The sequence below is a fragment of the Bacillus thermozeamaize genome, from assembly GCA_002159075.1.
Lineage (GTDB): Bacteria > Bacillota > Bacilli > ZCTH02-B2 > ZCTH02-B2 > Bacillus_BB > Bacillus_BB thermozeamaize.
This window is the reverse complement of the sequence record LZRT01000007.1, coordinates 1-2392: the sequence shown is the minus strand read 5'-3', so window position 1 is coordinate 2392 and position 2392 is coordinate 1. Positions and strand designations below refer to the sequence as shown.

Below are 2392 nucleotides of genomic sequence, written 5' to 3'. Positions count from 1 at the left end.
GAGCTGTTCTGTGCCGACTTCCGCTACGCCGTCAAACAGCACGGTCGAGTTGGTGAGGATGACGCTGGCAGTTGCCTGGCAGTCGCAGTTTTGACGCGGGAAGATCTCTGGGCACTGTGCCGGAAAGATAACCGGCGGGCATTGGAAGGCCGGCGGCGTTGGAGTCGGTACGGGAATGTCGGCTGGGCGCGGCTGGCAAAATTTTGCCAATACCTCCAGCTTCACTTCCGCTTCCACCTGGATCTCTTTACAGATGACCACGTCAATCAGAATTTGACCGCCAAGGATGGGCTCCAGCGGCGTGCACTCAACCGCGGTAATCCGGCAGAGGATGTTGTCTTCGTCGAGCGGTTCAGGCAGGCAGAGCACGATTTCATCGTCGAACTGGACGGTGGCTGGAAATTCGCATAACAACGTGCCGTCGGCAAAAACGCGGAGCAAGAGCGTCGCGCTGAACAGGAACCGGACAATGCCGACCCGGACGACGTTGCCGCCGATAACGATGTTTTCTCGGCGGATGCTGACGATCCGGCAGGAGAAGTCGAGTCCCTGTGTCGGCTGCGGTTTCGGAATGATCGGGAATGTCGGAGGGATGACCGGCTCCACACATTGAACGGTAATGTTTTGCCCGGCTTGGATGGCTTCGTTGACGAGTGTCAGACAGTCACTAGGGATTTGAACTTTGTTTTGATCCCGGTTCGCGGTCACGACCCAATCGTACACCTTTTGAACACGGATGCATTCTTCTTGCAGATTGTTCGGAATCGGCGCGGGTGCGGTCGGCGTCGGTGTTGGGACTTGAAAACCCTTGATGGGTCTGATTTGCCTAACCAATATGAACCCTTCCTTTCCTAGGTGGTGTTTTATGCAATACATACTATGGTTGAAGGGGGCATTTTGCTTGTAAACAAACGCCCATTTTTTAGGTGAACATTCCAGGTATATTTTCCCATCCGCGATGTTCTCAGAATGGGATACCGAAGCGCCGCATGAACCATTCGTCGTCGTACTTCCGGCGCGAGAAGTAGTGTTCCCGCTGTTCCAGCACTCCGCCAGCCAATACGGCGGCCTCGATCCGGGCCGGATCCGCATGGTGGATCAATTTGCGGCAAGCAGCGATCCGGGATTCGTTGAAATGGCTGTAGGCCATCCGAAGCATGTTGTAGTATACGTGGTCGAACGTCACACGGTACGGGTAGGATTCACGAAACAGATGGAACACCTTGACTGCAGGCTGTACGAAGCACTTGTAGCCAAATAGCCATAGCTTGATCGAGATCTCCACGTCTTCAAACCCCCAAACCTGAAATCCTCGATCAAATCCGCCCACATCGAAGAAGACGTTTCTCGCCATGGCTAAACATCCTCCCGGCAGAATCGCCGTAGGTGTGGGCAAGGATATTTGGCGGTTCCACTGAACGCCCAACATGCGGTTCAGTGTCTGGCCATAACCAACGAGATTCGGCCGGTTCGTTGAAACGATGCCGGGGGACACGGCATCCGCCTGTCCTGATCGAATCAATCCCAGCAAATGATCAATCCAATAATCCTGGAAGAACAAATGGGCGTCGCAAAAGATGAGGTATTCTCCTCGTGAGTGATCAGCACCCAGGTTTCTGGCTGGGGCAGCTCCGATTCCCTGAGTTGTGATTAATTTGATCTGTTCATTTGCCTCGGATGCCAAAAACTCGCAGCATCCGTCTGTGGAACCATCGTCCACGATGACGATCTCAAAGGGATGATGGGTTTTTGCTCGGAGTGCCGATTCTACAGTCGTGCGCACGTTGTTCCCTTCATTTTTGGCCGGAATGATCAAGGAAACAAAAGGAATGCGTTCGTCAGACATTTGCTCACTCCTTCCTTCCTGACATCCTATGCCAATACTGAGCTCAGGTACCGTTTGTCACAGGCTTTGTACATCGCGGCACTCATTCCCATGGGCGTACATACAATGAACACGGATCGATCGGTGAATCGAAGAGGGGGAGGAGGATATACGGAATGGAGGATACAGAGGGGAGATATGGGATGGATGATGTTGCGGTTTTTTACGACGGTCAAACGTGTGGGATGATCCCTTACACATCGCTGCCTGCCTTTCGTCTGTTTTGTCAAGAAAACGGGTTTGGCTTCCAGTGGGATCCAAAACAAAGGAGGATTCTTCTTGCTCCGGGGCTCAAGGGAAAAATCTGCGTGCTGGCGTATGGCAGCCGGCGGGTTCCTGACGCAACCGATTCCCATCCACATGAATATGATGTTTTGGCACTGACGGAGCGATTTCTCACCGCTGCTGGGGTGAGTGTCGTTCTGTCAGCAAACCAGCTGGACTTGCCAGATCAAAGCGATGTCTGCGTGCAATTTACTATTGAAAAGGCGGACATAGGGGTTCAAC

Annotated in this window: 1 protein-coding gene and 2 pseudogenes; 1 reads left to right on the top strand and 2 read right to left on the bottom strand. The window is 53.1% G+C overall.

Going from position 1 to position 2392, the window contains the following annotated elements; all coding sequences use genetic code 11:
* Both BAA01_11920 and BAA01_11915 read right to left on the bottom strand, forming a co-directional pair.
* A pseudogene (locus BAA01_11920) lies at window positions 1-834 on the bottom strand (hypothetical protein).
* A gap of 130 nt (window positions 835-964) precedes the next feature.
* On the bottom strand, window positions 965-1846 hold the full coding sequence (locus BAA01_11915; GenBank protein ID OUM91015.1) for a glycosyl transferase family 2: 882 nt from the start codon (window positions 1844-1846) through the stop codon (window positions 965-967).
* A 155-nt stretch (window positions 1847-2001) separates the two neighbouring features.
* Between BAA01_11915 and BAA01_11910 the strand changes: the two are divergent.
* Window positions 2002-2392: pseudogene (locus BAA01_11910) on the top strand (hypothetical protein).

Coding starts and splice junctions, on each gene's coding strand:
- BAA01_11915 (OUM91015.1), bottom strand. CDS start 1,846: ATGTCTGACGAACGCATTCCTTTTGTTTCCTTGATCATTCCGGCCAAA.